The sequence below is a fragment of the Pseudomonas sp. NFACC45 genome (genome assembly GCF_900113505.1).
Lineage (GTDB): Bacteria > Pseudomonadota > Gammaproteobacteria > Pseudomonadales > Pseudomonadaceae > Aquipseudomonas > Aquipseudomonas tehranensis.
Window position 1 is genome coordinate 248,180 of sequence record NZ_FOPO01000010.1, and the last position, 23,592, is coordinate 271,771.

Sequence of the window (23,592 nt, forward strand, 5' to 3'; positions counted from 1 at the left end):
CTCATAAAACCTAGCGCGCAAACCAGCGCCCATTGTCACAGACCGCCCGTCCCTCCATTTCCAGCTCAGTCAGCGCCGCCAGTACTTTGGGCAAGCTCCAGCCGCTGGCAGCGGCCAGCGCTTCGCTGCCAAGCGGAGCGGCATGGAGCAAACGCAACAACGGATGGGTGACGGGCGCCGGTGCCATGGACAACGGCAACTGCTGCCAACCCCGCAATGCTTCGAGAATGTGCTCGACGGTTTCCACCAGCGCCGCACCGTCGCGGATCAACTGATGACAGCCACGGGCGCCGGGGTGATGGATCGACCCCGGAATGGCGTACACCTCGCGGCCCTGTTCGGCCGCCAAGCGTGCGGTGATCAGCGAACCGCTGGCGACACTGGCCTCCACCACCAGCACGCCGAGGGACAGACCGCTGATGATTCGGTTGCGGCGCGGAAAGTTGCTGGCGTGGGGCGGCGCGTCCAGCGGGAACTCCGACAGCACCGTGCTGCCTTGGGCGATCATCGCGTCCGCCAGCCGACGATTGCGCTGTGGATAAAAATTTTCCAGCCCGGTGCCCAGCACGCCAATTGTTTGCCCACCCACATCCAGCGCCGCCTGATGGGCCGCCGCGTCGATGCCCAGGGCCAGGCCGCTGGTGATGACAAAACCGGCCCCGGCCAGGCTTCGGGAAAACGCCGCGGCGGTGTCCATGCCCGGCCGCGATGCCCGGCGGCTGCCGACCATCGCCAACTGTGGTTTTTCCAGAATGGTCGCGTTGCCGGCGACGAACAACAGCGGTGGCGCATCGCTGATCTGCGCCAGCAGCGCGGGGTAGTCGGGCTGGTCCCACATCAGTAAATGCTGGGCCGGAGCCTCAAGCCAGGCCAATGCGTGGGCGGCGCCGTCCCGCACATCCGGGTTGCGCCGGGCCTCGGCACACGCCGCCGGCAACCTCAGCGCTCGCCAGGCGCTGGCCGGTGCGCTGATGGCTTTGGAGGCCGAGCCAAAGGCCTCCATCAGGGTCATGAAACGTTTGGGTCCCAGTTCCGGCAAGCGGTGCAGGCGCAGACGGGCCTCCAGTTCCGCAGGGGAAACCGAAGCAGATTCAGGCAATGACATGGATCATCCTTGATCGTTATAAGCCCCGTCGAAACGGGAACAAGCTGTGGATAACTCTGTTGGTAACTTGTGAGAGCCGTTATGGGTTGCGCACCTTGTCGAGGATCGCCAACGAGCGCGAGGCGTATAACACCAAGCCATAGCTGAGCTTGTCGTAGGTGCGAAAAACCATCAGCAGGCCAGCACGTTCATCGGGAATTTTCACCTGCTCGCCGGTGATGCGATCGCGCACGGTCTCGCCGGTCTTCATCACCGCCAGCACATTGCCCTCGGCCAGCCCGTCGCGCCGACCCTTGTTCAGGGTGACCACATCCAGGGCGCCGATCTGGGTGACGCCGCGGGGTACATCGAGGATAAGCCCGTTGATCTCCGATTTCGGTGCGCTGGGCATGAACGTCGAGTTGATCGAGCGTTCTTCGCCACTGAACAGGCGATCGCCCAGGCGCACCTCCTGGGTGGTGCGTTGCAAGGCAAGCGTGGTGACATCACCCTCGGTGGCAACGACTTCACCGCTGCCGATGTCATCAGCGTTAATGCCCAGGAACTCCTTGGTTTCGGGATCGGTGTAGACCTTGCCCTGCCGGAAGATGCCATACGCCGACTGGCTCGCGTCGAATGAGCCGCGGGCAAAGATCCGGTCGCCCGTGCCGCTGAGCACCCGTTCGGCATCGCCGGCGACGATATAGGGCGCCTTGTCGAAATCTTCGGCCGCGTCGACGATGCGGTTGCTCAGCAAAAAACTGTTGATGGCCTGCAGCGGGATGCTCGGGATCGCGTCGGCCACCGGCGAGCTGCGAATGCGCGGTGACAGCTTGATGGTGCCCCGAGAAGCGCCGCGATTGAGGGTCAGCCGTGGTTGGCCATTGACGTAGACCAGCGACAAGGTGTCGCCGGGATAAATCAGGTTGGGGTTCTCGATCTGTGGGTTGGCTTGCCAGAGTTCGGGCCATTTCCACGGTTCACGCAAGTATTTGCCGGAAATGTCCCACAGCGTGTCCCCTGTCACCACCGTGTATTGCTGGGGAAAACCTTCCCGAAGTTGCACTTGCCCGTGCGCGATACCGGCCGAGGCCAGAAGCAGCAGGGCGAGTAGTGATTTCCTCATGCGGTGAATCCCTTTATTATGTGCGTTCGCGTAAAACGCCAGAGCCCCCGTGGCTCGCTCCGTGATTTGAGGAGCAACGTTTTACAACGGTAGCCTGCATCCCAAGACACGCCAGGCCAGCCACCCGACTTTACCTCACACGTGCATTTATCAAGCTTATGGCCATTTTGAACATTCTCGAATTTCCGGACCCGCGCCTGCGCACGATCGCCAAACCGGTGGCCGTAGTGGACGACGAAGTGCGTCAGTTGGTCGATGACATGTTTGAAACAATGTATGAGGCGCCAGGCATCGGCCTCGCCGCGACCCAGGTCAACGTGCACAAGCGTATCGTCGTAATGGACCTTTCCGAAGACCGCAGCGAGCCCCGGGTGTTCATCAACCCCGAGTTCGAAACCCTGACCGACGAGATGGACCAATACCAGGAAGGCTGTCTTTCGGTGCCGGGCTTCTATGAAAACGTCGACCGTCCGCAAAAGGTCAGGATCAAAGCCCTGGACCGCGACGGCCAGCCTTATGAACTGGTTGCCGAAGGTTTGCTGGCGGTGTGCATCCAGCACGAATGCGACCACCTCAACGGCAAGCTGTTCGTGGATTACCTGTCTACCCTCAAGCGTGACCGGATCAAGAAGAAACTGGAAAAGCTTCATCGCCAGAATGCTTGATGCCCCCCTTCAAAGGCTTGCCGCGGCAAGCCTTTTTCTTTTTGCGACTGCTTTGTAACTGAGAGCTTCCCATGACTGAGCCACTGCGCATCGTCTTTGCCGGCACTCCCGAGTTTGCCGCCGAACACCTCAAGGCCCTGCTGGCCAGCCCCCACGAAATCATCGCGGTCTACACCCAGCCGGATCGGCCGGCCGGCCGCGGGCAAAAACTGATGCCCAGCCCGGTCAAGCAACTGGCCCTGGAAAATCACATCCAGGTATTGCAGCCGCCGACCCTGCGGGACGCTCAGGCCCAGGCCGAATTGGCCGCCCTCAAGCCCGACTTGATGGTGGTGGTCGCCTACGGCCTGATCCTGCCCCAAGTGGTGCTGGATATTCCGCGTCTGGGGTGCATCAACAGCCACGCCTCGCTGCTGCCACGCTGGCGCGGTGCGGCGCCGATCCAGCGCGCCGTGGAAGCCGGCGACGCCGAGAGCGGCGTAACGGTGATGCGCATGGAAGCCGGCCTGGACACCGGGCCGATGCTGCTCAAGGTCAGCACGCCGATCAGCGCCGAAGACACCGGCGGCACTTTGCACGACCGCCTCGCGCTCATCGGACCGCCCGCCGTGGTCCAGGCCATTACCGGCCTGGCCGCCGGTACGCTGGAAGGCGAAGTGCAGGATGACAGCCTTGCCACCTATGCCCACAAACTCAACAAAGACGAAGCCCGCATCGACTGGAGCCGCCCGGCCATTGAGCTGGAACGCCTGGTGCGCGCCTTCAACCCGTGGCCGATCTGCCACAGCACGCTGAATGGTGAAGCCCTGAAGGTGCTGGCCGCCAGTCATGCCGAAGGGCAGGGCGCTCCGGGTGAAATCCTCGGTGCCAGCAAGGACGGTCTCGTCGTCGCCTGCGGTGAGCAAGCGTTGTGCCTGACACGTCTGCAATTGCCCGGCGGCAAGGCGCTGAACTTCAGCGATTTGTACAACAGCCGTCGTGAGAAATTTGCCGTCGGCACTCATTTGGGCCAAGCGGCGGACGCTTCATGAATCCGCGTCTGGCCGCCGCCAAGGCACTTGCCGCCGTTCTCAGCGGCAAGGCCTCCCTCAACAGTTCCCTGCCGACCCAACTGGACAAGGTTGACGACCGTGATCGCGGCTTCACCCAGGACCTGGCGTTCGGCACCGCCCGCTGGCAGCCACGGTTGTCGGCCCTGGCGGCCAAGCTGTTGCAGAAGCCGTTTAAAGCCGCCGATGCCGACGTCGAAGCGCTGCTGCTGGTGGGGCTTTATCAACTGCTCTACACCCGCGTCCCGGCCCACGCCGCCATCGGCGAAACCGTGGGCTGCGCCGACAAACTGAAAAAGCCCTGGGCCAAGGCCCTGATCAATGCCGTGCTGCGCCGCGCCCAACGGGAAAGCGAAACCCTGCTGGCCGAGCTGGAACACGACCCAGTGGTGCGCACCGCCCACCCGCGCTGGTTGCAAAAATCGTTGAAAGCCTTCTGGCCCGAGCAATGGGAAGCCATTTGCGCGGCCAACAACGCCCACCCGCCGATGATCCTGCGGGTCAACCGGCGTCACCATACCCGCGATGCGTATCTGGCCTTGCTGGGCGAGGCCGGCATCCCGGCCATCCCGTGCCAGTACAGCCGCGACGGTATCGTGCTGGAAACTCCTGGCGATGTACGCGCGCTGCCGGGCTTTGCCGACGGTTGGATCAGCGTCCAGGACGAAGCCGCGCAGTTGGCTGCCGACCTGCTGGAACTGGCACCCGGCCAACGAGTGCTGGACGCTTGCTGCGCGCCGGGCGGTAAGACTTGTCACATCCTCGAAGCCGAGCCGAAGCTGGCCGGCGTGGTGGCGGTGGACCTGGAAGCCAAGCGCCTGGTGCGCGTGAAGGAAAACCTCGAACGTCTTGGCCTGGACGCCGAGCTGATCGCCGCCGACGGCCGCGACACCGCCACCTGGTGGGACGGCAAGTCGTTCCAGCGCATCCTGCTGGACGCGCCGTGCTCGGCCACCGGTGTGATTCGTCGTCACCCCGACATTAAACTCACCCGTCAGCCGGACGACATTGCCGCCTTGGCCGCGTTGCAGGGCGAACTGCTCGACGCGCTATGGCCAACCCTGGAAGTCGGCGGCATGCTGCTGTACGCCACCTGTTCGACCTTGCCGACCGAGAACACCGAAGTGATCGAAGCGTTCCTCGCTCGTACGCCGGGCGCACGGGAGCTGGACATCGCCAGCAATGCCGGCCTCAAGCAGCCCCATGGACGCCAGTTGCTGGCCCAGGAGGGCGGACATGACGGTTTCTACTACGCCAAACTGATCAAGATCGCCGCCGCACGCGGTTAAAACCGATTCGATAGGAGTGACCGGATGAAAATCATCATCCTCGGCGCAGGGCAGGTCGGCGGTTCGCTGGCTGAACATCTGGCCAGTGAAGCCAACGACATCACCGTGGTCGACACCGACGGTGAGCGCCTGCGGGATTTGGGCGACCGTCTTGACATCCGCACGGTACAAGGCCGTGGTTCCTTGCCGACCGTGCTGCGTCAGGCCGGTGCGGACGATGCCGACATGCTGGTGGCCGTGACCAACAGCGATGAAACCAACATGGTGGCCTGTCAGGTCGCTCACACGCTGTTCCACACCCCGACCAAGATCGCCCGGGTGCGCGAGGGGGCCTACCTGACCCGCGCCGAGTTGTTCGACAACGAAGCGATTCCGGTGGATGTGCTGATCAGCCCCGAGCAAGTGGTGACCAACTACATCAAGCGCCTGATCGAACACCCCGGCGCCTTGCAAGTGATCGACTTTGCCGAAGGCAAGGCGCAACTGGTGGCGGTCAAGGCTTACTACGGCGGGCCACTGGTGGGTCAGCAACTGCGCCAGCTACGCGAACACATGCCCAATGTGGAAACGCGGGTCGCGGCGATTTTCCGGCGTGACCGGCCGATCCTGCCCCAGGGCGACACGGTGATCGAAGCGGACGACGAGGTATTTTTCATCGCCGCCAAGGCCAACATTCGCGCGGTGATGAGCGAAATGCGCCGTCTCGACGAAAGAAACAAGCGCATCGTGATTGCCGGTGGCGGGCAGATTGGCGAACGTCTGGCCGAAGCCATCGAAAGCCGTTATCAGGTCAAGATCATCGAGATGAGCCCGGCGCGTTGCCGCTACCTCTCGGACAACCTGAACAGCACCGTGGTACTGCAGGGCAGCGCTTCGGACCGTGACCTGCTGCTGGAAGAAAACATCGCCGACGCCGACATCTTCCTGGCCCTGACCAACGACGACGAAGCCAATATCATGTCGTCGTTGCTGGCCAAGCGCCTGGGGGCGAAGAAGGTGATGACCATCATCAACAACCCGGCCTACGTCGACCTGATCCAGGGCGGCGAGATCGACATCGCCATCAGCCCGCAACTGGCAACCATCGGCACCTTGCTGGCCCACGTGCGCCGTGGCGACATCGTCAGCGTGCACTCCCTGCGCCGTGGCGCGGCCGAAGCCATCGAGGCGATTGCCCACGGCGACGCCAAGTCGAGCAAAGTGATCGGCAAGGCCATCCGCGACCTCGGCCTGCCGCCCGGCACCACCATCGGCGCGATCATCCGCGACGAAGAAGTGCTGATCGCCCACGACGACACCATGATCCAGACCGGCGACCATGTGATCCTGTTCCTGGTGGACAAAAAACACATTCGCGACGTCGAGAAGCTGTTCCATGTGGGGTTGAGTTTCTTCTGATCCGGGATGTGCAGTGACAGGAAGGGCCTCATCGCGAGCAGGCTCGCTCCCACAGAGTGTTCACAAATGTTGTGAACAACCCCAATCCCCTGTGGGAGCGAGCCTGCTCGCGATAGCTATCTAGCTCTCAACAGATCAACTACTGACACAACAGATAAGGACGCCGCCATGCTCGACTCCCTGGAAAAAATGCTCGCCAAGGGCGTGGACAACGCCCTGCTGCGCTTCGGCCTGGGCAAGGGCTATCTGGACCTCGGCGAATTCGCCCGAGCAGCCGAGCACTTCCAGCGCTGCGTCGAATTCGACCCCAAATACTCAGCCGCCTGGAAACTGTTGGGCAAGGCCCACCAAGGCCAAGGCGATCTACCGGCAGCCCGCCAGGCCTGGGAACAAGGTCTGGAAGCCGCCCGCGCCCATGGCGACAAACAGGCGGAAAAGGAAATGACCGTGTTCCTCAAAAAACTGGATCGTCACGCCTGATACCGCTCCAGCCCTGTGGCGAGGGAGCTTGCTCCCGCTTGACCGGGCTGGTATTCCAGTGCGAAGCGCTCATGAAAAAGCGGTAAACATACCGATATCTAGCAATAGATAGCTAAAGCTAGCTAAAGCTAGCCAGTGCAGCTAGATTTGCCTATCTATCGACATCAACCATTCTTACGCCGAGACATTGGCCTCTCTCGATGCGGGCTTCTTCAGGGGCCGCATCGACCGGCTTACCCCTTCAGAGGTTCAGTTTGTAAAGGTGATGTCCGAGCTCGGCGACGGGCCTTATACCATTGCTGATATTGCGAAGGCGATGGAGCGTCCTCAATCATCGCTTGGACCGACTCGCGCCAACATCATCGCCAAGGGAATGATCTACAGCACAGATCACGGATATCTGAATTTTACAGTGCCACTTTTCGCGGAATATATGCGCCGCCAAGAATGAGCTCTGCAATTGTGGCGACGTAATGCGCAGCAGTCTCCCAAACAGCCAACTCGATCTGTCCGCCTGCTTAACCGAACGACATTCGCCGCCCCCCGATCCAACAAGCTGAAATGATTTGATCAATCCCACCGTCAAGGACCGAACTCGTGAGCGTATCCCCCGCCCAACTCCTCTTCCTGCCCGGAGCCTCAGGTAACACCCGGTTCTGGCATCCGGTTGCCGAACGCCTGACCCTTCCAGCGCGGCAGGTCCATATCGGCTGGCCCGGCTTTGGAGACACTCCGCCCGTGCCCGGCATAACCGGTATGGAAGACCTAGCGACCCGCGTGCTGGCCGAGATCGACCGGCCCACAGCGCTGGTGGCGCAGTCCATGGGCGGTATCGTCGCCGTGCTTGCAGCGCTTGAGCGCCCCGAACTGATCACGCACCTGATACTGACCGTCACCTCTGGCGGAGTGGATATGTCTGATCTGGACGCGCAGGACTGGCGCGCGGATTTTGCTGCCGCCAACCCGACGCTGCCGAGGTGGTTTCTCGACGACCGCACCGACCTCACGCTCCGGTTGGCCGAGTTGCGCATGCCGGTGCTCCTCCTCTGGGGAGACGCTGATCCTATCAGCCCCGTTCGCGTCGGCCAGCGCCTTGCTGAGTTGTTACCCCATGCGGATCTACACGTTTTCTCTGGGGCCGATCATGACCTGGGCTTTACTCACGCAGATGAGGTGGCGAGGTTGATTGAGAGGCATCTGGGCTGTGGGTGAGCGAAGTATCGTTGAGTAAAAAAGGGGACTTATTTTCTGGAAGTAAATCTGTCCCCCTATTCCTAGGATTGCCTGCTCAAGGTTCTCCGGGACACCGCCGCCATCCCACAGTGGGAAGTCCTCAGGCACCGCTTGCCGGCTTTGCAAAGTGCGGAGACTGCCCGAACGACTCGATCAACAGTTCTGTGAGTACGTGGATCTTGCGAGCCGGATGGAGCCCCGGTGGGCGGACAACATAGGCACCTGCCGGAGGCGGTGGGTACCGGGTCATGATGGGCACCAGCGCCTGCGACCTCACGCTTTCATAGGTCAGGCAATCCGGCAGATAGGCAACCCCCAACCCTGCGACGGCGGCGGCGACCAGAGCGATGCCGTTATCAGCCTTGAAGCGCCCCTGCGGACGAACCGTAACCACCTTGTCGCCATCCATGAACTGCCAGGATTCGGTGCCCTGCATGAGCGCCTCGTGTGCGGACAGCTCCTCGGGCGATTCAGGTGCGCCATGGGCGCTGATATAACCGGGGCTGGCGACGAGCTTCGTATAAATCGGGCCGATACCCCTTGCAATAAGGTTTGAGTCCGGCAGGTAGCCAACGCGTATCGCACAGTCAAAACCTTCGGCGATCAGATCGACGAAGCGATCACTGTAGCTGGTCTGAATATGAAGCAAGGGATGACGGCGGGCCATTTGCGCCAGCATCGGCGCAAAGTGAGTCGGCCCAAAAGAAAGCGGGGCGGCAATGCGCAACCGACCGCGAAGGGGACCGGAGGGCAGCATCGTTTCCTTTGCTATGTCGATCTCGGCGCAGACCCTGGCCGCATGCTCGCGAAAAGTGGTTCCAGCCTCAGTGAGGGCGGCCCCGCGAGTGGTCCGCGCCAGCAACTGGACACCCAGTTCCGCCTCCAGCCGCACCAGCCTGCGGCTGACGATCGATTTGGCTACGCCTAGCCGGAGGGCCGCAGGCGAAATACCGCCGGCATCAGCGACTTCTACAAAGGTTTGCAGCGCTTCGATATCCAAAATCAGCGTTCCTCATTCTGCAACACAGAAAGCCCCGAGATGCTACTACTGGGTCAAGTGACGCAACAGCACAATCCTGCTTCCTGGTGACGCTGTCTCTCCATGACAGGTCGTCCGGAAAGTGAATCACCTTCAACGCAGTGCAGACCTCAACCGCTCGCCCATCCATCAAGCGAGCGCTTGAACCGTCCACACGCAAATGACAACTAGAAGCAGGAGCAGCAAATGACAAGCGAGGCAATCCGCAACCCTCTGACCGACCACCTCTTGTCGCCTGAAAACTCGGCGCTGATCATCATCGATTACCAGCCCATCCAAGTGTCCTCGATCCGTTCGATGCCGCGTGACGAATTGGTGTTCAACATCACGAGCGTGGCCAAGGCGGCCATCAACTACAACCTTCCGATTATCCATTCGACGGTCAATGTCGCTACCGGTCGCAACAAGCCGCCCATCCAGCAGCTGCAGAACGTACTGGGGCATTTGCCCACTTACGATCGGACATCGATCAACAGTTGGGAAGACGTCGAGTTCAAACAGGCGGTCAAAGCCACGGGCCGCCGCAAACTCATCATGACCGCGCTCTGGACTGAAGCGTGCCTGACCTTTCCGGTACTCGATGCCATACAGGAAGGTTATGAAGTCTACGTGCCGGTTGATGCTGTCGGCGGTACATCCGTTGCCGCGCACGAAGCCGCGTTACGGCGAATCGAGCAAGCGGGGGCGAAACTGATCAGTCGCGTGCAGATGTATTGCGAACTCCAGCGCGATTGGGCGCGCGAATCGACCGTCCCAGGCTTTATGGGCGTGTTTGAAAACGCTGACGGTTTCAACGCCGAAAAGGCCTTGTAGGCGTTAACCAAGAACGTCTGTGGCCGATGAGGTGACGACGGTGAGACCTGTGGACACAGGTCTCATTTCTAATTCTTGATCGGATGTGCAGGATTGCCCTAGGCAGATGAATCCAAGATGGGCTTACTGAAAAGGTCCCTTTTTACACCTAACAACTCTAACCCCGTGGCGAGGGAGCTTGCTCCCGCTTGAGTGCGAAGCGCTCATAAAAAAGCCCACCCCGGCGGTGCGTCACTGCACCGACAGAGTTCGGGTCATGGAGGTGGTTGTGTCGATATGCCACAGCCGGCCCTGATGGTCGAAAAGCACCCATTCATTGCCCACGCAACGCAGTTGCGCATGATGCAGCGGCCAGTGCAGGACGGCGCATAACCGGTCACTGTGGCGGTGGATGAAGTGCCAGCGTGCATCATCGTCGCCAGTTGCGTAGCAGACTACCAGCCACTGCTCGAACGAGTAGATGTTCAACGGATCGGTAAATTCTTGAACCAGACCGGGCAAGCGATAGCCCTTGCTCGTGCCGCTCTCGTACACCATCAGCACGGGATCGCTGTCAGCGGCCTCCTTGATCAATAACTCGGTGATCCGGCCTGCCGCATTGAACAACTGCCAGTTGTGCTCCTGACGCCTCGCGGGCATCGGTTCGCGGCTGAGCAATCGGCGGTCGGGCAGGCGGTAATGCCAGAGCTGGAAAGCGTGTGGGGTGTTCAGCAATACGGATTCGTTGCGCTCGTCATCCCGAAGGAAGGCAACCGGCCCGGGTAGATCGCCGACGTGCCAGAGCGTTTCGAACCGGCGATCCACGTCCACGACGCGCAATTGCGAGCCTCTGCCGACAGTCCAGGTCGTGCCGTCGAAATTCTTGGCGTAGGCGTCCAGCATCAGCACGCCCAGATCGGTGGCGCTGCGATTAACCAGATCCAGTTTGCAGATGCGCCAGACGTCGCCGCGACGTGCCAGCGCCAGCGCGACCTGTCGACTGTGGCCCAGCACGATGGTCTGGGTGGGTACCGGAAAGTGAAAGGCCGTCTTGCCACTAGCGTCGATCACCGTTGCGCCAGCTTCGCCCAGTGCCAGAAGGTAGCGCCCGTCAGTCAAGGGCACGGCATCGCAGAGAGTCCGATTGCCCCTTTCTGGTGCCGTGAACGACAAGGGGGTGCTTACCCGCTCAAGGCTCTGATTGAGACGTTTGTTCTTGGGCAGGGCGCTGCCGGGCAGGTCCGCTTGTAGCAACTTGTCCTTGCTCATTTTTACCAGCGCTTGAAGCTGATTCTGGGTGAGATGAGCGTGTGGCCCGGCCTGATCACAGATCATCGCCCGCACGGTCGCGGCAGCCAGCCAGGCCAGCGCGGGACTGTGGGCCTTGTGCGCTAGCAGCGCCTGGGCCAGTGCGGCGCGCTCCACGACCCGCTCGGGGTCGTTGCGCAGTTTTTCGACCCAGGTTTCGTATATCGAGAGGGTGTCGGGAAGCAGGATTGCCCGTTTAACCAGCGCGCCGATGGCTAGGCTACCACCTGCGGCTTCGGCGGCCAGTAGCCATTGCGTGGCGCGTTCGTGCTCTGCCGGCAGACTCCAGATCACGTCCACCGCCTGCAACCACAATCCTTTTTCGGTCAGGGCCAGCGCCCATTCCAGGCGCAGGCGCGCGGCGGCGTCCGGCCAATTTTTTTCGAGCAAGATGACGGCATCGGCGAACGCGTTGTCGCGCCGCGCGACTTGCAGCGCTCGCTGCCAATCCCCTGCCAGGCACAGCAGACGCACGATGGTCGAGGTGGGCATGTCCCAGGCCAGTGCAAGGTCAGCTGCCTGTTGATAGCGTTGGTGCTTTTCCAGATAGTCGAGCGCTTCCTGGCGTGCCCTCAATAGCTCGGCCAGGATAAACACGGCTTCCTCGATACGCCCCTCGTGATCCAGTCGCTCAAAGGACTGCCGGTAGACCTGCTTGAGGTGGGTTTCAAGATCTGCCTCAAACAGCATGCTGGTGCGAGGCCCTGAATGTTGAGTGAGCGTCAGGTCCTGGCGCCTGCTAGGTGTGCCGAAGGCTTGACCTGCATTGCCCTGGCCACCGCCCAGCGGAATGGCATGGCGCAGTGCTTCTTCCAGATCGCCGTTTTCGAACATATCGAGCATGCGTTGCATGTAAGCGGCCTGGCGCTTTCCGTAAAGCGCTGACAGGCGTGAATGCTGGGTCAGGCGCGTCAGCCAGCGTCGCCATCTGGCCGGGCCACCTGGCTGCCCCGACGCCCGTGGCGGCACGGCCGGCTTCGATGGTCGGGCGGCATTGGCGGTAGCGGCAGGGCGCGTGTTCATTGCTGCCGAGTGTGTGCCATTGCGCCGCATCCAGGCACGCACGGCCATCAGTATCAGCGTGAAAAGTACCGCGCCGATTACCGTCCAGACCACGACACTGCCCAGATCGAATGTGGAGGGATCCACAGAGCGTGGCGGCTTGGCTTTCTCAACCGCAGGGGGAGCGGTCGGCAATTGCGGACCGTCGAGGGGAATAATTCGATAAAGGCCAATAACCGCCATCACCACAATGAAACGTCCCAGGCCACCGGTACGCTGCTGGTTGTTCGCGGGGCCAGGCGTGTGACGCGCCGCAGCTACGTCAGGGGGGGCGGCCTGACGTTGGCGCTCCAGCAGGGCTTGCATCACCGCCTCTCGCTCGGGGCTGACCGGCGCAAGCGAATCACCCAGGATTTCCCGTATGTCGGTCTGTACTGCCTGTGGTTCGACTTGTGGTTCCGGTAATACGTCCTGGCAGTCGTAAGTGTCGAGCAGCGCGTACTGGCTGACGTCGATCCATTGACCGGGGGCCAGCGTAGTGGCGTCGCGCAGGTGCAGGGCATTGACCTGCGTGCCGCGTACCAGCCAGACATCGGCGTGGGCTAGGCGCTGCACTTCTTCAGCACTCAGCTGTGCTGAGCAAAGCGTTCGACCCTGGCGGATCAGTGGCCAGCCAGCGAGACCTTCACACAGCATGGCGCGTGCCTTGGGAAAGCGCAGCAGGTCGCCGTCGGCAAAGCGATAGGCCCTGGCGTCGGTTTGCCAGTGGGTGAGTATCAGCCGCGCCCGTTCCTGCTCGCTGAGGCGCTCAACGGAAAACCACAGCGCCTCGATCGGTTGATAACCGCTCAGTGTCGGACGGCGAATAATGACCGCATCAGGTCCGGCCATGGGGGGCGTCCTCCGACTGCGTTTGTGCTTGATTGCACATGACCTGCAACACCCTGCGCTCGTCCCGGACCGAATACACCACCAGTTCCCGAGCCTTGGTCAGGGCGGCGACCAGCCCGCTCATCGGGCAAAAGCTGATTCTGGCAATGGCCTCGGTGGTGGTGAACAGCACATGTTGCTCCCCCCTGCAGTACAAGGCGACAGTCTGCTGGTTGGGGCCGAGCAGGACCATGGAAAGCACCTCATCCTCCCCGATCAGCAATCCCAAGCCTCTCCAGCCGGGTGCCAGATCGATCTGTCCAGTCTGAAGGTCGGGGGCCACCATCTGCCACTGTTGCTGCCCGTCGACCAGGCGCATCCACGCGCAACCGTGGAAGGCGCGGTCCCAGCATGAACTTGCCGGGAACAATACCTGTTCGACGTCGAAATCCTTCGCCGTGCCGACCACATGGCCCGTGGATTGGCTGATCCAGGGATTGAGCCGGTGGACGTACAATCGACCGGCATCGTGGCGCAGATAGGCCAGCATGTTGCGATCAACCTGCGCCATGCCCACCACGTGATCGGCCATCGAGTGGGTGACACCGGGCTGGTGCGGGGTGGGCAGCTTGCCGTTGTCGACCACCCAGAAGGCCAGATGACCTTTGTTGTCGAGCAGGAAAACCCGGCCGTAGGTGCCGTTGTGCATCCACACCACGGGCAGCAGCGTGGCGGTGCCCACGGGCATCTGCAGTTGTTCACGCTCAGGTCGGGGGGCGGGTTTGAGGCCAGGCATGTTCCAAAAGACCAGGTGCTCGTCGAGGCTCAGGATCGCGCCGGGCATGCGGCCCGGGAACGTGATCGCCAGCGGCGTGCTGCGGTTGTTCCAGAGCGTCCGGCGAACATCGAGCGATTTTTTCTGCCGGGGAGCCGGAAGCTTGATCACCACAAGCCCAGGTTCGTCGAGCAGTTTCAGGGCGACATGGAAGCCGCTGCTGGCAATGATCGGGGCCAGCGTCAGCGCAACCCGTGGAATGAGGGTCTTGACCGTGGTGCGAGCCATCTGTCGCGCGGTGTCGAACTCCCCCTTGATCAATTGCAAGGCAAGGCGCTCGTCGGGGTTGGGCAGGGCAACTTGTCGGGTGCCCACGTCTTGCAGCGCGAACATGAGGCTGCGGCCATCGAGGCTGCGCTGTATCTGGACCCGATGAGTGCAGGAGCGGGCGTCGGTGGCGGGCAGTCGTTGGCCGACGAGCCAGCGTTCGCCGCTGTCGTGATCCTGCTCCGACAGCCAGGCGCGCCAGGTATGCCAATGCTCATCGTTGACGGTCTGATACGTGCGGGCGCCGAGCAGTTGCTTCAAATGCGCTGCGTCCTTGAACTCATGCAACTGTGGCGCGTTTTGCAGAGTGCCCCAACGCAGTTCGGCCCCGGCTTCGCTGGCACGGCGAGCGAGTAGGATCAGCAGCGCCAGATGCACCAGTCGCGGGCCGCCCAGTTGCAGCGGGCCGGCGTCGAATAGCACAACGATCATGCGGTTGGCCTGATGAGTGCGATATTGCGGCGCCAGGAACAGGTGTTCACCAACTACGGCCCTGCGCAGAAATTCGTCGGGTAGCTCATCGGCCAGCAACCACTCGCTGGCGAGCAGTCGTTCATACGGGCCACGGCGTTGCAGATCGCCAAGGCCGTCGGGCTCAGGCACGCCGCCCTGTTGCATGCCGCGCAATGGGCCTAGCAGCGGATTGAGGCGTGCGAACAGAACCGCCAGCAATGGCAGTTGCTCGGGGGGAAACCATTGCAGCCAATCTCGCCAGGGTTGCAGGGATTGCGGTAATTGCATCAGCGACCTGCCCACCCATTCTGAATGCGTTGCAGGTGCCGGGCCGTGACGGGCAGGCATCGGTCGAGCGGCACCACTGCCCTGGGGGCATGCCACAGCAGCAGAGGCGCGCGCGCGAATCTGTCGAGCAGCGCTTGCCCCATCAGGTCGAGCGGTGCGTCGGGTTCCCAACTGGTGGGCAGCCAGAGGCCGGGTGCGGTGGGCTCGGCGCAGGCGTAATCGACGCCCTCGACCCACGGCAGGTCATCTGCATTGCCCGTGACGATCAGCACGTCACGGTTGGCAGTGGCTTGCAACTGCGCGGTCTGGTCTTCGGGCATGCGCAGCAGCCGCGTGTGCAGGCGCGCCGCCACTTCGCCCCAGGCCACGGCGGCCTGCGGTTGACCGGGCTCGCGCCGCACTCGCCAGGCCCAGTCGAGGGCAGTGGCGGTGACCCTATTCGTCATGCCTGGGTTGTCAGCATATGGGCCACTTGCCCGCGCGCCTCATGCAGGCGCTGGGGGATGGTCTGGCTGTTGAAGTTGGCATCGATTTCGCGCAGCAGCGCTTCCAGCAACGGGCTGGCAGGTGGTTCGCTGCGCGCCAGGTAATCCTCTGCCGTTTCAAGCAGACGATGCAGGCGAGCCATCGGCTGCAGCGTCGCTTCCTCGACGGCACTGAACAGATGGCTGTTGCTGCACTGGGCAAAAAGATCCTGCAGCACCTCGCGACCGTGTTGCTGGATTTCCCGGGTCGGCAGCACGTAAAGCAGCGGCCAGAGGTCGGCTTCGCTGGCTTCCAGATGCCCGCGCAGCAAAGCCGCCGCTGCGATCAGACGCTGGGATTTGACGATACGTCGGTCGGAGAGCTGTATACCGGCTTCCCGCAACCGGCGGATGGCCTGGGCCAGCGCTGGCCGCACCAGTGATAAATCGACGTCCTTGAGCGCGTGGCCCAGTGTGTCGAGCTGAGTCAGCCCCAGCAGTTGTGGAACCGGGCGCTGCTCCGACTGCCAGCCGCCGGCCAGCATCGCTTCGAGCTGGTTGTCGGGTACCGCGTCCACGAACAGGTGCAGCAAAAAGCGATCGCCGAAGGCCGCCAGCGATTCGTCGTCGGGCAGGCCGTTCGCCGCTGCGACACAGACGCGCAAGGGGCACTGGACCTGGGTATGGCCACGGCGAAAACGTCGTTCGTTGAGCACGCCAAGCAGGGTATTGAGGATTGCCGTCGAGCCCAGGAACACTTCATCCAGGAACACAATGTCGGCTTCAGGCAGCATGCCGCTGATATCGGTTTCAACCGTGCCTTCGCGCAGTTTCTTCAGATCGACCGTGCCAAACAGTTCCGAAGGCTCGGTGAAGCGCCCCAGCAGATACTCGAAGTAGCGACCGCCCATAGACTGCGCCACCCGACGCACCACGGCGCTTTTCGCCGTGCCGGGCGGCCCCACCACCAGAATGTGTTCCTGGGCGACAGCCGCCAGCACGATCAACTCGGCCAACTGCTCGCGGCCGACCAGGCCCTCGGTGGCTGCGCGAACGGCGTGACGGATCTGACTGGCGGCGAGATCGAGCGAAGCGGACATGGGGCATCTTCCTTGAATCTGGAGGGGCACATCTTGCCTGAAGGAAAGGACGAACTGGCAAGTTCATCGGCATGCAATGCGCAAGCTTGAGCCCGTTGTGTTGCCCTTTGCTGGGGAACTGGGGGGTTATGAAGTGGCGGCGGGTTAAGGAGGTTGGCGCACGGGAAAACGGGCAGATTCGTTCCCCCGTGGCGAGGGAGCTTGCTCCCGCTTGGGTGCGAAGCACTCATAAAAAAGTCCACCCCCCAATTCACTGTTGATCCGCTAAAAGCTCAGACGGCGCAAAATCTGTGGGAGCAAAGCTTGCTTGCGATAGCGGTAGACCAGCCAAACCCGTTGTCGACTGACCTGCCCCAAACGCGGGCAAGCTTTGTCCATACAGGGTTGTGGCTGAACTGACCGGCATTCCCCGCTCCCCAACCCACCAAGCTGAAATGATTTGAATCCAATCCGCTCGTTGTAGAAAATCGCCACCTTTACCCCAAAAGGATGCGGGCGATGAAGTTCGAAGGGAATTTCCAATACATGGGCAATCACGGGATGGTCTTCAACGTCTCGCAGATTACCCTCACCGACAGCGAACGCGGACGCCTGCGCGAGCTGCATTTTGGCGAGGCGAAAAGCGCCCACTATGAAGTCAACAGCAAGGTCGTCGAGGTGTACGACAAGATGCTGGCCAAGAGTCTGCCGTGCGTGATGATGATCGGCATCTCCAAACCGCTGACTAGGCAACAGGGCGATGCCCTCAATGCCCAACGCACCACGATTGCCAATCTTGCTGCCTCTGCTTTCACTACTGCCACCAGTGCCGTGGCCTCCACTTATGTGGGTGTTCCTGTTGGGGTCGGCGTGCGCATGTATGCCAATGAAATCCTTCCCACCTACCATGCGGGCGACGTGTTGGTGAGTATCGAGGCGCAGGTCAACGGCGGTATCGGCCCGCAACGCACCCTCTCGACATTGATCATCAAGATCTGACTGGAGACATACATGTCCGACATTACCCAGATGGTTGTTGCCATGGTGATGTACTTTCTATTCGATCAGTTTCTCAAGCCGCATCTGCTGCGCAAGTGGCTCGGCGTGGCGTTGGTGGCGGCGGGTGCGGTTGGCTGTGTTGTGGCAGGTCAGACCCGCGTGTTGGGGTTTGATCTGGGGTTGCTGTCGGTTTTTGCCGTGGCGATAGGGATGGGATTGTTCATGAAGCGGCGGCGGTTTGAGTAGGTTGACTGAGGATAAGAAGGGGTAAGCTAAATATCAGAAGATCAGTCCGATTTTGTACTCAAATGACTGAAGTCATCACCCGAAAACCGCTTGGGATCGCTTGATGTAGTCGAGGAAGTTGATCCAGGGGGTCTGCACACTTTCCATATTGCAAACAGCAGGAATCTTCCAATTGCGTTTGTGCTTGTTCGCAGAAGGCTGAAACGCCTCATCCGTGACCAACTCGCAGCCATGTAGCTTCGCGGTGGCAATGATATATAGATCGTTTTCATCAACCCCAGCACCGTATTTGTCTTCTTCGATCTCAAGCAATCCTTTGATACGAAAGGCTTCCAATAGGATCGCCTCGGTCACGGGCACCTTTTGCAGACCTGCCTCCTTCAGCCAGGTCACGCACTCCGGTGCTTTGTGTCCAACTTCTTCGGCGGCAACCTCGGACATCCGAATCACCCCTTGCATCACTCGATCCGTCATCCATGCCCAAAGCCCCGGAAACTGCGCGATAGGGTAGTTATCCCACGCGTAGAGCATGGATGAGGCATCAAACACCTGCATAGAAGCGTTCCAGCTTGTGCAGGTCCGAGATCTTAAGGTTGTCGAGATAGCTGCTTGCCTTGGCGAGAGTGATACGACGAGCGTTCATGGCATCCAGCACTGTGCGCACGTAACCATCGCCAAAAATGTGCCGGGGTTCGCGATTGCGGTGCTCTCGGCTGCCACCCTCTTTTTCAGGCATCACTCGTTGCTTGTTCCACCGTCGGTATGCGGCATAGGCTTCGCTTGGCAAACGTCCGTCATCCATCAGACGCCGTAGGATCATCTCGCCGCTCACACCCCACGCCCTGCGTTGTGGTTCCAGCCAGCCATCAAATTCGGCCGCCTCAACAGGGCGCTCATTGTCATGAATGCTTAATAGAAACCGATCGGGGACCAACAGATGGCCGGCAAAGGCATTCGCCTCTTGCTCTTCATCGTCCGCCGAATACAAATCCTCTTCATCGTCAATTGAGCTTGCCCGATGAATAAGTAGGTGCCCTAACTCATGCATCAACGTGAAGCTTTGGCGGGTATCTGCATCCTGCTTCTTGATGACGATTACCGGGCATTCAGGGTCGTAGAGTGAAAAACCGAGGATCGGGCTTTCCTTCGCAATCTGCCATTTACCGTTGTAGCCATTGCTGCGGAAGACCAACAGGCCGCGCGCTTCGATGGCCTTACGATAACTGTCGAAATTGTTACGGTTCGCCAGCCCCAGCCATTTACGCACACGGCTGGCCGCATCGGGGATGCTCAGGCCTGCTAGGTCGGGCGGCGAGAAGCGCACGATCTCCGTCGGTTCAAGCTCCTCACGCAGTGCAAGGAACACTGCGCGCTGACGCTCCACTCGCTCAACCAGCAGCTTCAGGCGGTGCGAAAGTTCCGGTTTCTGATTGCTCAAGGTGCGGAACTGCGGCGAGTGCACCTTTGCCTCGTTGACCGGCCCTGGCTCCATGAAAAACAAGGTACCTCGCCCGAAAACGGCCGCCAGCTTACGCAGCTGGTTGAAGGTCAGCCCTGTCTCGCCGGCCATCACTTTTTCAAAGCTGGCAGGTGCTATACCGATCTCACGGGCGAGCTCGTCCCGCGTCATACCGTGATCGGTACAACACCAGTCTATCCGCGCGAGATTGATTGATTGGATACGTTCCATGATTTGAGTATATAGACGGTGTGTACCGGTGAACATGAGCCACCAAAGCTAGCTGCCGAAAGTTTGATGCGGCCGGGCCTATGACTTTCCCGAGGGGAGCTAGCATGCCTGAGTGTCATCGATGCCGGCTCGGCCAATGTTAAGGAAACGATAGAGCCCGAGGGCAAGGCTGAAAAGCCGGCGGATTCTGGTGCGGTTGTAGGCAAAGGCGCAAGGATATGTAGCTTGGAGGTGCGGTGGTCAGGCCCTGGCTTGACTCTCAGAAGGTGGAGAAGCAGGAGCAAGCATCCACGCGAATGTTATTGAAGGGGGACACCCCGAGCAGGCTCCCCTCAGGGGGGCTGGAAGGGCCCTCGCCCTGCCCGCGCTTCCGCGCGGCCTCCGGGTTTCCTGAATGCTAGGCTTGGTCTCTGAGATACCTTGTGGTGTATCGCTGCTTTGAGCATCTAAGCGCCATAGTTGCTTCTGGCCGAGATCCAGCGCCAACCCCGCTGGGGTTTTCCCACGTTTCGTTAGCGAGCCTCCAAGCCCTTGTGTATGCGCATTGTAGTGCTGTCCCTGGTCCTCACGCTGTTCGGCTGCGCTACCGCGTCGGACCCGCCGAGGGGCGAGGGTGGCGATTGGCGGTCCTTCTATGTAGTGAATCATGGCCTGCATACCGGGTTGATCATTGCGCGCCCCGATCTACTTCAGGTGCTTCCCGCACTGGCCGAAGCGTTCAGCGACGGTGACTTCGTTGAGTTCGGTTGGGGTGACGAGGATTTTTACCGAGCCCCACAGGCCACCTTGAGCCTCGCCCTGCGAGCCTTGTTCGGGTCGACGGCAACCGTACTGCATGCGGTCAAGATTGACGGAGACCCCAGGCGGAGTTTCGGCGCAAGCGAGGTCATCGAAGTGCGGGTGACGGAGGACGGCTACCAACGACTGCTCGCGTTCGTGGCCGGATCCTTCACCCGCTCAGCGACGGGCACCTTGGTGGTGCTCGGGCCTGGCCTGTATGGAGAGAGCCGGTTCTACCAGGCCGAGGGTAGCTATTCGCTGTTTTATACCTGCAATACCTGGGTCGCAGAGGCGCTGGCCGCGAGCAGTTGCCCAGTATCGCCTACGGCGGTGATTACGGCGGGGAACGTCATGTCGCAGTTACGCCGGGCGACAGCGGTCGGTGCATCCTGTCTGGCTACCCGCTAGCCTGTGCCTGACGGCGGGTGTGTATTCCAATGATGCTGACATCCAGTTTCCAGGAATGTGGCCTACCCAAAATCCTGTTTGCGAAATTGCATCCCACGTGTATCAGAAATAAAGTGGCCACTTGCCCCTCTACCGAATATTCATATGCCGCATTTCAGGTTTTTCTGCATCAACGCATTCTGAAGCGTTACACCCCGACGGATCGGAAATCCTCGCTCTACGACATAAAAACCATGCAATACAAAGAATGGTTCAGCCGTTTTGCTGACATGAGAAGTAAGCTCGCTGATTCCAAGCAACTTGGCTTCTTCATGAATGCGATTCATTAATAAAGAACCTATTCCCCGCCGGGGATGATTACCCGACACAAAAAAATGGTCGATGTAACCGTTCGGTTGAATGTCGGCGTAGCCTACTATTTCGCCGTCGATCTCAGCCACGAACGGACGGAGATCTCGAAGATGATTCGCCCAGAGCTTCGGATCAAGATCAGCAGGAGCCCAGGCTTCGATTTGATCGTGGGTGTAATCTCTTGACGCAATATCGTGAATGGCAGAGTAAAAGACGTGGAACAACGCAATCTCATCTCCGATTCTGAACCGTCGAATCGCCACATTGTTTCTCGAAAGGTGTCCAAAAAAATCGGTGTCTGTCATACCCGCTGCAAAATCAGAAATAAACTGCCCCAAGTTCCATAGACACTTGCGAAGGATGCCTTCTGGCCGTTCTCAGCCTTTCGCTAAAAGGGCTGTGTGGGAGGTGAGGAGCGGTTGTTGTTGGAAGAGTTCTTGTTTAGAGAGAGCTCGTCCACGTCTATGGATGAACGCACCAAAACCCGACGCAGAACGCCGGGTTTTTCCGTTGGGAACAGCCTACCTACCGCCCCGGCTCCACATTATCCAATACCTGATTCGCCAACAACGAGCTCAGCTCAATCAACTGCTGAATCCCCAGCGCCAAATGACGCCGCGAGCCTTTCAGGTCGAACGCCAGATCAGCAGCCATGGCATCGGCTGAAGCTAAGGTTTCACTGAGATTAGCGAGCAAGCATTCGTTATCGAGGCCTTTCACGACGGTGAATAGCTGGCCCGGTTTTGGTTTGTCTTGAGATTTTTCAGATTTCGGCAGCAAGTAGTGATCAAGCACGCGTTTGGTGGTTTCGTCTTGCTGTTTGGCTTTGGATTTTGCGGACTGTGCGGAGGAATTTGCCTCTGGCGGATTCGGTGTAGGTTTGAACATGGGTATGTCTTCCCTCTAGTAGGGCCGCAACCATCTCGCTACTAAACAAAGGGGTGGCGGCTGTGCGCAGGTTAGTAGACCGGTGACACACCCAAACCGGCGCGCCCGAAGGCGCCAAGCGCACAGCCACCATCAAGTGCAGGCAAATGCCTAACTGATGAGACTCGTGCAACCGGGATGTCGTCCGGGCTACTAAACCCGACCACTGATGGGCAGTGGCAGGAAAACAATAGAACCCCGGGACAAGGCGCACAAGCGGGCGGATTCTGGCGTAGTTGTAGGCAAAGGCGCAAGGATGCGTGGGTTGGTGAAAGTGTGTAGCCGGGTTCTGTAGGAGCGGGGTTTGCTGGCGATGCGGGTGACTTGTTTTGGTCTGGAACCGCGTCGATTTCATCGCGAGCAAGCTTCCATTTCCTGACACCCGATCCCCTGTGGCGAGGGAGCTTGCTCCCGCTGGCCTGCGCAGCAGGCCCTGCATTTCTTCAGGCAAACCGCATCGTCCGGTTTTGCGACTGCTGCGCAGCCGAGCGGGAGCAAGCTCCCTCGCCACGGGGGGGCTGTTGCCAAAAAAAGGGTACAGATTTATTTACTGGAAATAAATCTGTCCCCTTTTCTGTCCTTTTCTCGCTTTTCTCGCTTTTCTGCTTTTGAGATCGACGCAATGTGTAGCGAGGATCATAAAGGCTGTTCACAGGCGGTTGGAAAAGAGGATGCGTAGATCATCGCCAGCAAGCACGTCAGTCGGCTTGACCCCCAGTAGCTTGCGGCAACTGTTGCTGAAATGGGCTGAGTCGCTGAACCCCGCCATCTGTGCGGCTTCGGTTAGCGATAGCCCCTGGCTGACAAAACTGACCAGCGCGCGCAGACGCAGCCACACCCGGTAGCGCCTCAGCGGCAGCCCCATGGCCTGGTTGAACAGTGCAGAAAGGCGGCTTGGCGACAGACAAACGAGGGCCGACAGTTCCTGGGTGGTGAAATTGCGTTGGGGCTGCGCCTGCATCGCATCCAGCACCTTGAGTACCCGTGGGTCTGCGTGGTTCGACTCGCCCGTATCGGGCAGCAAGCGCATGGCGATTTGCCCGAGAAGGGCTTCGCCTTCCTGCACATCGCGGCCCGTCAACCCTTTGAGTTCCGTCAGCCAGTTGCCGGCGCTCGGCCCGGGATCGCTCAAGTGCTCGGTAGATAGGTTGTAACGCAGCAGCAACTGCTGGTAGAGGCGGCTCTGTTTCTCAAAAAACAACACCGCCACAGGTTGCCCGGCAAACGCCAAAGCATGCTCGACACCTGCTGGCACGAATAACTGATCGTAACGCTGCCATGGGCTTGCGTCGGTACCTCGTGCCTGAATCGGCGCCTGTAATCCCAGGCATAGAGCGCTGGCGCTATGTCGATGGAGGCTGATGTCGGGTAGCGGCCCGACATACAGGGTGAGCTGATTGCCCAGGATCAAAAAATTCTGCACGGTGTCCTCAAGTCAGTTGGTTCTTACAAGTCGCTCGCCCTGGCTGC

General features: G+C 60.4%; 23 protein-coding genes. 11 read left to right on the top strand and 12 right to left on the bottom strand.

The window, feature by feature from the left end; genetic code table 11:
- Positions 1-10: 10 nt before the first annotated feature.
- Positions 11-1,105, bottom strand: coding sequence for a DNA-processing protein DprA (dprA, locus tag BM132_RS19650; protein WP_092458000.1), 1,095 nt, complete (start codon positions 1,103-1,105; stop codon positions 11-13).
- Between the two features lie 79 nt (positions 1,106-1,184).
- Entirely contained in the window at positions 1,185-2,210 is a 1,026-nt protein-coding gene (locus BM132_RS19655) for a LysM peptidoglycan-binding domain-containing protein (protein WP_092458003.1), read from the bottom strand.
- Positions 2,211-2,368: 158 nt separating this feature from the next.
- Here BM132_RS19655 and def point away from each other — a divergent pair, with 158 nt between their 5' ends.
- The 7 genes from def (at position 2,369) to BM132_RS19690 (ending at position 8,303) form a co-directional block, all read left to right on the top strand.
- Entirely contained in the window at positions 2,369-2,875 is a 507-nt protein-coding gene (def, locus tag BM132_RS19660) for a peptide deformylase (protein ID WP_092458005.1), read from the top strand.
- A gap of 71 nt (positions 2,876-2,946) precedes the next feature.
- Positions 2,947-3,906 carry a methionyl-tRNA formyltransferase gene (fmt, locus tag BM132_RS19665; protein WP_092458008.1) on the top strand — a complete coding sequence of 320 codons (960 nt, stop codon included), beginning with the start codon at positions 2,947-2,949 and terminating at the stop codon, positions 3,904-3,906.
- Positions 3,903-5,213 carry a 16S rRNA (cytosine(967)-C(5))-methyltransferase RsmB gene (rsmB, locus tag BM132_RS19670; RefSeq protein ID WP_092458011.1) on the top strand — a complete coding sequence of 437 codons (1,311 nt, stop codon included), beginning with the start codon at positions 3,903-3,905 and terminating at the stop codon, positions 5,211-5,213. The genes fmt and rsmB overlap by 4 nt, the downstream gene beginning before the upstream one ends.
- 24 nt (positions 5,214-5,237) lie before the next feature.
- On the top strand, positions 5,238-6,611 hold the full coding sequence (gene trkA, locus BM132_RS19675) for a Trk system potassium transporter TrkA (RefSeq protein ID WP_092399743.1): 1,374 nt from the start codon (positions 5,238-5,240) through the stop codon (positions 6,609-6,611).
- 168 nt (positions 6,612-6,779) lie between these two features.
- Positions 6,780-7,091 carry a tetratricopeptide repeat protein gene (locus BM132_RS19680; protein ID WP_092399745.1) on the top strand — a complete coding sequence of 104 codons (312 nt, stop codon included), beginning with the start codon at positions 6,780-6,782 and terminating at the stop codon, positions 7,089-7,091.
- A 187-nt stretch (positions 7,092-7,278) separates the two neighbouring features.
- Positions 7,279-7,542 (top strand): hypothetical protein, encoded by a 264-nt coding sequence (locus BM132_RS19685; protein ID WP_256244286.1) that lies wholly within the window; start codon positions 7,279-7,281, stop codon positions 7,540-7,542.
- Positions 7,543-7,688: 146 nt separating this feature from the next.
- Complete coding sequence (locus BM132_RS19690; protein ID WP_092458014.1) at positions 7,689-8,303, top strand: alpha/beta fold hydrolase; 615 nt, start codon at positions 7,689-7,691, stop codon at positions 8,301-8,303.
- 121 nt (positions 8,304-8,424) lie between these two features.
- Here the strand turns inward: BM132_RS19690 and BM132_RS19695 are convergent, their stop codons facing one another.
- On the bottom strand, positions 8,425-9,324 hold the full coding sequence (locus BM132_RS19695) for a LysR family transcriptional regulator (protein ID WP_092458016.1): 900 nt from the start codon (positions 9,322-9,324) through the stop codon (positions 8,425-8,427).
- Between the two features lie 225 nt (positions 9,325-9,549).
- Here BM132_RS19695 and BM132_RS19700 point away from each other — a divergent pair, with 225 nt between their 5' ends.
- Positions 9,550-10,176 (top strand): hydrolase, encoded by a 627-nt coding sequence (locus BM132_RS19700; RefSeq protein WP_092458019.1) that lies wholly within the window; start codon positions 9,550-9,552, stop codon positions 10,174-10,176.
- Positions 10,177-10,407: 231 nt separating this feature from the next.
- On the opposite strand, the gene BM132_RS19705 is transcribed toward BM132_RS19700, so the two are convergent.
- Genes BM132_RS19705 through BM132_RS19720 form a run of 4 tightly spaced genes read right to left on the bottom strand, consistent with a single transcriptional unit; the run spans position 10,408 to position 16,742 of the window.
- Positions 10,408-13,356 carry a bpX6 domain-containing protein gene (locus BM132_RS19705; RefSeq protein ID WP_092458022.1) on the bottom strand — a complete coding sequence of 983 codons (2,949 nt, stop codon included), beginning with the start codon at positions 13,354-13,356 and terminating at the stop codon, positions 10,408-10,410.
- A complete protein-coding gene (locus tag BM132_RS19710) occupies positions 13,343-15,178 on the bottom strand; it encodes a hypothetical protein (RefSeq protein WP_092458025.1) in 1,836 nt (611 codons plus the stop codon). Before BM132_RS19710 ends, BM132_RS19705 begins: the two co-directional genes overlap by 14 nt.
- Positions 15,178-15,624: a bpX5 domain-containing protein gene (locus BM132_RS19715; RefSeq protein WP_092458029.1), complete on the bottom strand. Its 447-nt coding sequence runs from the start codon at positions 15,622-15,624 to the stop codon at positions 15,178-15,180. The genes BM132_RS19710 and BM132_RS19715 overlap by 1 nt, the downstream gene beginning before the upstream one ends.
- Complete coding sequence (locus BM132_RS19720) at positions 15,621-16,742, bottom strand: AAA family ATPase (RefSeq protein WP_092458033.1); 1,122 nt, start codon at positions 16,740-16,742, stop codon at positions 15,621-15,623. Before BM132_RS19720 ends, BM132_RS19715 begins: the two co-directional genes overlap by 4 nt.
- Positions 16,743-17,240: 498 nt before the next feature.
- On the opposite strand from BM132_RS19720, the gene BM132_RS19725 reads away from it, so the two are divergent.
- Together BM132_RS19725 and BM132_RS19730 are read left to right on the top strand one after the other, a co-directional pair.
- Complete coding sequence (locus BM132_RS19725; protein ID WP_092458036.1) at positions 17,241-17,720, top strand: hypothetical protein; 480 nt, start codon at positions 17,241-17,243, stop codon at positions 17,718-17,720.
- 12 nt (positions 17,721-17,732) lie between these two features.
- A complete protein-coding gene (locus tag BM132_RS19730) occupies positions 17,733-17,966 on the top strand; it encodes a hypothetical protein (RefSeq protein ID WP_092458039.1) in 234 nt (77 codons plus the stop codon).
- Between the two features lie 75 nt (positions 17,967-18,041).
- Here BM132_RS19730 and BM132_RS19735 read toward each other — a convergent pair whose 3' ends face one another.
- Together BM132_RS19735 and BM132_RS19740 are read right to left on the bottom strand one after the other, a co-directional pair.
- Positions 18,042-18,521 (bottom strand): DUF4411 family protein, encoded by a 480-nt coding sequence (locus BM132_RS19735; protein WP_092458042.1) that lies wholly within the window; start codon positions 18,519-18,521, stop codon positions 18,042-18,044.
- A complete protein-coding gene (locus BM132_RS19740) occupies positions 18,508-19,656 on the bottom strand; it encodes a helix-turn-helix domain-containing protein (RefSeq protein WP_092458045.1) in 1,149 nt (382 codons plus the stop codon). The genes BM132_RS19735 and BM132_RS19740 overlap by 14 nt, the downstream gene beginning before the upstream one ends.
- 537 nt (positions 19,657-20,193) lie before the next feature.
- Here BM132_RS19740 and BM132_RS19745 point away from each other — a divergent pair.
- Positions 20,194-20,844: a DUF2459 domain-containing protein gene (locus BM132_RS19745; RefSeq protein ID WP_092458048.1), complete on the top strand. Its 651-nt coding sequence runs from the start codon at positions 20,194-20,196 to the stop codon at positions 20,842-20,844.
- Between the two features lie 140 nt (positions 20,845-20,984).
- On the opposite strand, the gene BM132_RS19750 is transcribed toward BM132_RS19745, so the two are convergent.
- From BM132_RS19750 to BM132_RS19760, 3 genes are all read right to left on the bottom strand, one after another.
- Positions 20,985-21,533, bottom strand: a complete 549-nt coding sequence (locus BM132_RS19750; RefSeq protein WP_256244287.1) for a GNAT family N-acetyltransferase — start codon at positions 21,531-21,533, stop codon at positions 20,985-20,987.
- A gap of 187 nt (positions 21,534-21,720) precedes the next feature.
- Positions 21,721-22,083, bottom strand: coding sequence for a DUF6124 family protein (locus BM132_RS19755; protein WP_092458051.1), 363 nt, complete (start codon positions 22,081-22,083; stop codon positions 21,721-21,723).
- A 688-nt stretch (positions 22,084-22,771) separates the two neighbouring features.
- Positions 22,772-23,545 carry a helix-turn-helix domain-containing protein gene (locus tag BM132_RS19760; RefSeq protein ID WP_092458054.1) on the bottom strand — a complete coding sequence of 258 codons (774 nt, stop codon included), beginning with the start codon at positions 23,543-23,545 and terminating at the stop codon, positions 22,772-22,774.
- Positions 23,546-23,592: the final 47 nt, after the last annotated feature.